Annotated in this window: 3 protein-coding genes and 1 pseudogene; 3 read left to right on the top strand and 1 reads right to left on the bottom strand. The window is 68.3% G+C overall.

The annotated features are described in order from the left end of the window. The 3 genes and pseudogenes from ABZT06_RS49970 to ABZT06_RS49960 form a co-directional block, all read left to right on the top strand. Nucleotides 1-267 (top strand): annotated as a pseudogene (locus ABZT06_RS49970) (carbohydrate ABC transporter permease); the annotation flags it as partial. A gap of 106 nt (nucleotides 268-373) precedes the next feature. Beyond that, on the top strand, nucleotides 374-2,134 hold the full coding sequence (locus ABZT06_RS49965) for a glycogen debranching protein (protein WP_355756456.1): 1,761 nt from the start codon (nucleotides 374-376) through the stop codon (nucleotides 2,132-2,134). 83 nt (nucleotides 2,135-2,217) lie between these two features. After that, nucleotides 2,218-5,412 (top strand): RICIN domain-containing protein, encoded by a 3,195-nt coding sequence (locus ABZT06_RS49960; protein WP_355756450.1) that lies wholly within the window; start codon nucleotides 2,218-2,220, stop codon nucleotides 5,410-5,412. Nucleotides 5,413-5,797: 385 nt separating this feature from the next. Here the strand turns inward: ABZT06_RS49960 and ABZT06_RS49955 are convergent, their stop codons facing one another. Beyond that, on the bottom strand, nucleotides 5,798-6,991 hold the full coding sequence (locus ABZT06_RS49955) for an IS110 family transposase (protein ID WP_355756453.1): 1,194 nt from the start codon (nucleotides 6,989-6,991) through the stop codon (nucleotides 5,798-5,800). Between the last annotated feature and the right edge of the window lie 323 nt (nucleotides 6,992-7,314).

Genomic DNA, 7,314 nt, shown 5'->3' with positions numbered 1-7,314 from the left:
CCGATGAGCCGCAACTCGATCGTCACCGTGTCGCTGTTCGCGTTCCTGTGGTCCTGGTCCGACTTCATCTTCGCCAGCACCCTCGCGGGCGGCGGGGCGCACGAGCCGATCACTCTGGGCATCTACCACTACATCGGCAACAACAACCAGCAGTGGAACGCCATCATGGCCACCGCCGTCGTGGCCTCCCTGCCCGCCACGGTCATCCTCGTCCTCGCCCAGCGCTACGTCGCCGCCGGCGTCACCGCCGGCGCCGTCAAGGACTGACACCGGGCCCCCGCATAGGCGGCGCTCTCCACGAGTCACCGCGCGAGCATCAGCGCCCCGACCGGCAGACCGCCGACCACCCGCTCAAGAAATGAGTGCCGACTTCATGACCGCTGCCCTGCCCGGACCAGCCTTCTCCGTTCACGACATCCCGTTCAGCACGCACGGATCCTGGTTCGGCATCTCTCCCGTCCTGGCGGAGAAGATCCGAGCCGAGGACCTCCACCTCGTCTCGCACCAGAACGGCATGCACGCCGTCCTGCGCCTCGTCCCTCTGGACGCGGCGACAGGCGAGCGGGCGGAGACCCGCGTGGAGGCGACACCCGGCCTGCTCAGCTGGACCGGTAAGGACGGCCGCATCGACCTCGCCTACGAGTCGCCGGACACCGTCCGCCTTCGGGGCGACGGGCTGGGCCTGCGGGTCACCGCGGCGGCGAAGGACCTGACCCCCTTCAGCGGCACCTACTTCTACCGCGACCCGGTGGACGGTTCCCACACGTTCACCTCCTACGAGACCGGGCGCCGCTACCGGACCACCCTGCTGTCCGGCACGGTCGCGGAGGTCTCCGGTTCCCAGACCCTGGGTGCCGGCGTGCGCGGCCTCACGGTCACTGCCGAAGCCGACGGATCGTGGGAGGTCGCTATCGAGGAACTCGACAGTGCGCGACAGCCCTACCGCTCCTCGGCGGCGTTCAGCGAGGTCACGCAGGCCGCGCGGCGATCGTTCGCCGAGTTCGCCGACACGATCGCCCCCTGGCGCTCGGAGGACACTCCGGCCGCCGCACTCGCCGCCTATGTGGTGTGGTCGGCGACCGTGCGCCCGGCGGGCATGGTCACGCGGCCCGCCGTACTGATGTCCAAGCACTGGATGGACAAGGTCTGGAGCTGGGACCACTGCTTCAACGCCCTCGCCCTGGCCCCCGGATCCCCGGGCCTCGCCTGGGACCAGTTCTCACTGCCCTTCGACCACCAGGACGACAGCGGCGCGCTGCCCGACTCCGTCACCCACTCCGAGGTCCTCTACAACTTCGTCAAACCGCCCATCCACGGCTGGGCCCTACGTCACCTGCGCACCCGGCTCCCCGAACCCCTCGATCCGGCCCAACTCGCCGAGGCGTACAGGAGATTGGCGCGCTGGACGGACTTCTGGCTCACCGCACGACGCGCACCCGAAGCCACCCTGCCCCACTACCAGCACGGAAACGACAGCGGTTGGGACAACGCCACCGCCTTCGACCCCGAACGCGTGATGGTCACCGCCGACCTCACCGCGATGCTGATACTCCAGCTGGACGAACTGGCCCGCCTCGCCACCGAACTGGGCTTCCTGGACGACGCCCGGCACCGCACCCGGACAGCCGACACCCTCCAGGTCGCCTTGCTGGGGGAGCTATGGGACGGCGAACGGTTCCTGAGCCGGCCGGCCCACGACGGCACCCCCGCCCCAAGCTCCAGCCTGCTCGACCTGATGCCGATCGTGCTCGGCGACCGCCTGCCCCTCGAGGTCCGCGACCGGCTGGCCGAACAGATCGAAGCCCACCTCACCGCGTTCGGCCTGGCGACCGAGCACCCCGCCTCCCCGCACTACGAACCCGACGGGTACTGGCGCGGCCCGATCTGGGCCCCCGTCACCGTCCTCATCGAGGACGGCCTGCGCCGCGCCGGGCACGAACACCTCGCCAACGAGATCAGCGCCCGTTTCCGCGCCCTGTGCGAAACCTCCGGCTTCGCCGAGAACTTCGACGCCCTGACCGGCCAGGGGCTCCGCGACCGGGCCTACACCTGGACCGCCAGCAGCTACCTGCTGCTGGCCCGCGACCACCAGCACCGCCAAGCGGGTGCCGGGGCCGCCACCGCCGTCGCCTGACCCGCGAGCGACACCCACCCACACGTCCGGCACGGGGGCCGGCCCAGCAACAACCAGCCACATCCCTGAAGGGACGTAAGGACATGCCAAGAATCGGGCAAAGGCGCTCGACCACGAGACGCCTTCTCCACGGCATCACCAGGACGCTGCTCCCGCTGACCGTCATAGTCGGCGTCACCACCGTGATGGCAACGCCGGCCTCTGCCGCCACCCCCACCCTGACCGTCGATCTCGGCACCACCACCGGGGCCTTCCACGGCGGCGCCGACGGCGCGCTGTACGGGCTGTACGGCCCGGACGTGCCGACGAACAACCTCATCGAGGGGATGGGGCTGAAGACCACCAACACCAAGGCTCAGGACGGTCAGCAGCACCCCGGCTCGGACGCGCTGGAGGTCGCCAAGCCCTTCGTGGACAGCGGCGGCGGGGACGTCATGATCTACATGACGGACGTGTACCGCACGTTCAGCTACGAACGGGCCAGCTACGCCGCCTACCAGGCGGCCATGAAGACCCAGGTCGAGCAGGCGATGGCCAGCCCCTACAAGGACCACATCGTCTTCGTCCCCTACAACGAGCCCGACGGTATGTGGTTCCCAGGCGCACGTACCCAGTCGTCGCCGCTGGCCGCCTTCGAGTCCGAGTGGCTCCAGACGTACAACTTCATCAAGGGCCTCTGGCCGCAGGCCCGGATCGCCGGCCCCAACTTCTCCAGTTACACCGAGTTCGCCTACAAGGGCTTCCTCGCCTACTGCAAGACCAACAACTGCCTCCCGGACGTCGTGACCTGGCACACCCTGGGCAGCCCGGCGAGCGTCCGCAGCACCGTCGACAACTACCGTGCGGCGGAGACCTCGGTAGGGCTCACCTCGCACCTGCCGATCAACCTCAACGAGTACGCCCACAACTACCACCTGACCGACCCCGGCCAGATGGTGCAGTGGATCGCGGCCATGGAGGACGAGAAGATCGACGGCAACCTGCCGTACTGGAACATCAACGGCAACCTCGGCGACTCCGCCGCGGCCCAGAACACGCCCAACGCCCAGTGGTGGCTGTACAACTGGTACAGCTCCATGAGCGGCAACACCGTGAAGGTGACCGGCGCGTCCAACAACGCCGCGTACACCCTCCAGGGCCTGGCGAGCCTGGACACCGCCAAGAAGCAGGCGCGTGTCATCCTCGCCGGGGGCGGCACGAGCGGTGACTCCAGCACGGTCATCAAGAACATCGACCCCGCGGTCTTCGGCAGCACCGTGCACGTCAGCGTGTTCCAGGACCGCTGGAGCGGCTACATCGGCGCGGCGGCCACCCCGACACGGCTCTCCGACGCCGACGTGGCCGTGGGCTCCGACGGCTCGATCACGCTGCCCCTCACCCTCGACGCGATGTCCGCGTACGAGGTGATCGTCTCCCCGGGCGGCACCGGCAGCACCACCGCCTCCGACAGCACCTGGCGGGCCACGTACGAGGCGGAGAACGCCACGCTCAGCGGCAGCGGCTACAACATCAACACCGAAGGCACGACCGGCAACGTCGGCAAGCACGCCACCTCGGGCAACAAGGACGTCGGAGGCCTGCGCACCGACTCGACCACGGTGATCTCCTTCCCCGTCACCGTCCCCACCACCGGCGACTACGACCTGTCGGTGTTCGGCAACAGCTACGCCAAGGACGCCGACGTCAAGGGCCCGACGAACGTGTACGCCCGGGTCGACGGCGGCGCCTCGACGAGGATCGACATCCCTGTGGCCTTCCAGTGGGTGATCTGGGGACACGATGACGCCACCGTGCACCTCACCGCGGGCAGCCACACCCTCACCCTGGCCACCACCGGCGACAACGGCGCGAAGACCGTCGGCGACGCTCTCGTCGACAAGATCGACCTCCAGTACCAGGACGCCTCCGTCCAGGGCACCACGCTCTACGAGGCCGAGCAGGCCAACCTCTCCGACAGCGGCACGACCACCTACACCTCCCAGGGCCAGTCCGGCGCCGGCGCGGTCAACCTCACCTCCGGCAAGTCCGCGACGTTCTGGGTCTATTCCGCGCGGGACGGATACGCCGACCTGACGGCCCGCTACCGCAACACCGGCCAGGCCGACCTCACCGTCAACGGCAAGACTGCGGACGACCAGACCCTCTCCGGAGCGACCACCGACGCCTGGTCCACCTCCACCAACCGGATCTACCTGAACGCCGGCATCAACAAGGTCAAGGTGACCGGCGCCACCGGCACCCTCGCCCTGGACCGCCTGGCCGTCACCCCGTTCAGTGCCACTGACCCGGTCACCACCGGCAACGTCGTCACCTACCAGGCCGAGAACGGCACCCTCACCGGCACCGCGACCGCCGACACCACCTACAGCCAGGCCAACGGCGGCGTCGTCACCGGCATCGGCAACGGAACGGCCAACTCCCTCACCCTCAACGTCAACGCGCCCACGGCCGGCACCTACGCCATGACCATGCGCTACGCCAACGCCGAGGAACTGCCCTCCAACCACTACAACCCCGACCTGTACGCCGAGCACGCCGACGTCAGCGTCAACGGCGGCGACGCCACCCGCGTCAACTTCGCCAACACCCTGCACTGGAACCAGTTCCAGAACTACACCGTTCCGGTGACCCTCAAGGCAGGTGCGAACACGGTGAAGTTCACCGCCTCGCAGCTCTACAACTACGACGGCACCACCATCGGCGTGGTCTACTCCGGCGGTGGCGACGACATCGGACAGCCCATGCGCTCCAGCTCCGCCCCGCACCTCGACCAGGTCTCCTTCGCCCCCGCGAGCCTGCACATCGGGGCCTCGACCGGCTTCTCGTCCACAGCGGTCGCCCAGCACAGCGGGCTCTGCCTCGAAGACCCCGCCCAGTCCACCGCCAACGGCACCCAGTACCAGCAGAACACCTGCGGAACCGGCCAGGAGCAGCGCTTCGACTTCCACCCCGTCAGCGGCGCCACCGACACGTACACCATCGTCAACCACTCCAGCGGCAAGTGCCTGGACGTCTCCGCCTTCTCCACGGCCGACGGGGCCGCCGTCCAGCAGTGGACCTGCCTCAACGGCACCAACCAGCGGTTCACGCTGAGAGCGGTGACCGCGCTCGGCAACAGCCACGACTACCAACTGGTCGCCGTCCACAGCGGCAAGTGCGTCGACGTCAGCACCATCTCCACCGCACCCGGCGCCCTCGTCCACCAATGGACCTGCGACACCGGCAGCACCCTGACCACCAAGAAGAACCAGATCTGGCGGCTCACCGGCAAGGACTGACCGGCAGCGGACCCCGCCGCAGTCCCGGCCGGTCCGGCAGCAACGGACCCCGCTCCCCGTAAGACGCGAGAGGGCCACGACTCACCCGGTCGTGGCCCTCTTCGCGCGCATACGCACTGTGGGCGGCGTCGATGACGATCGCCTAGGTGTCGTCGCCGCCAGGCGCGCCTGCTGACCTGGAAGCACCCCGACGGCCGTGAGACCGTCATCGCCCACGGCATGCGCAGGCCGATCAAGGCCCAGCGCCGGATGCGCCGGGCGACCTGGGAAACCGCTTAGAACTCTCCGAAAACCAGGGACAAAACGCTCAAGGACTACTTCCTCACAGAGGACTCCCCGGACACCCTCATCAACTCCCCAGACAGCGCACCTTCTAATGCTGTTGTCAAGCAGCGGTGGCTACTTGGAGTTCGGCTTGGTAGCACCGTCCGTCACGGATGAGGGCCCACAGGACGTTGACGCGTCGTCGGGCCAGAGCGAGGACGGCCTGGATGTGCCGCTTCCCCTCGGCACGCTTGCGTTCGTAGAACCGACGGGACTCCTCGCAGCTGCGGATGCTGATGAGCGCGGAGGTGTAGAAGACGCGTTGCAGGCCACGGTGGTAGCGCCGGGGGCGGTGCAGGTTGCCGCTGACGTTGCCGGAGTCGCGGGGCACGGGTGCGACTCCGGCAAAGCTGGCCAGGCGGTCGGCACTGCCGTAGCGGCTCATGTCGCCGGCAGTGGCGGCGAGGAACTCGGCGCCCAGGAGCGGGCCGATGCCGGGCATGCTGGTGATCAGTTCGGCGAGGTCGTGCTCGCGAAACCGGGCCGCAATGAGCTTGTCGATCTCGCTGATCTGCTCGTTGAGGCTCATCACCTCCTTGGCCAGGGTGTGAATCACCTGCGCGATGATCTTCTCCCCGGGAACGGCGGTGTGCTGGCGTTCGGCTGCTTCCACAGCAGCCTGGGCCAGGAGGTCGGCGCTGCGAACACTGCGGTTGCGCAGCCAGGATTCCAGGCGCCTGCGGCCGGTCCGGCGCAGAGCGGCCGGGGTCTGGTAACCGCTCAGCAGGATCAGCGGACCGCTATTTCCCAGGTCCAGCACGCGTTCCAACGCCGGGAAAATGCCCACCAGTTGGTGACGCAGCCGGTTGGTGCGGCGGGTGCGGTCGGCCGTCAGGTCAGCCCGGCGGCTGGTGAGAATTCTCAGCTCGATCGCCTGCTCGTCATCGGGACGGATGACGGCCAGGTCCCGGCGCATGCGCGCTTGGTCGGCGATGACGGTCGCGTCCTTGGCGTCGGTCTTGCCCATGCCTCGATAGCCGGCCGAGGCCCGGTTGACTGCCAGGCCCGGTATGTAGACCAGGTGCTGGCCGTGGTTGAGGAGCACGTTGATCCACAGGGCGGCCATACCGTCCGCAACGTCGACTGCCCACACCACGTCCTCGTCCAGTGCCAGCACCTCGCTGAGCAGTGTGAGCAGCTCCGGCTCGTCGTCCAGGACCCGGCGCGAGAGCAACCTCCTGCCCTCACTGTCCAGGGCCACGCAGTGGTGGTGGGTCTTGCCGATGTCCGTACCTGCCCAGATGCGGGCCACCAGTTCCTCCGGTCGTTCGACGTGCGCTGTCCGTCCGGACGACCTCGCCAGCGTGGTCCTACTCAGCGATGCACGGGGGCTCGCAGCTTCTAATTAGCGGCCGAGTCGTCGTGAGACATCGGGCGGCCTGGTGACGGGAACCATCGAGGCAACCTACTGAGAGCCATACCCGGTGTCTCTGGACCTCTGGACCTTACGACGGCCCGTTCAATCCACCGCCAACGTAGGACCTACTGACTTCCTCGGCTTGTTGTCGGCTGCTGGGCCAGGGTCAGTCTGGTGCCGGCCAGGCAGCCATCGATGAGGTCGGGCCGGAGCTGGATATG

The organism is Streptomyces sp. NPDC005483, assembly GCF_040606035.1.
In the GTDB taxonomy this organism is placed as follows: domain Bacteria; phylum Actinomycetota; class Actinomycetes; order Streptomycetales; family Streptomycetaceae; genus Streptomyces.
This window is presented reverse-complemented; position numbering and strand designations above follow the sequence as displayed.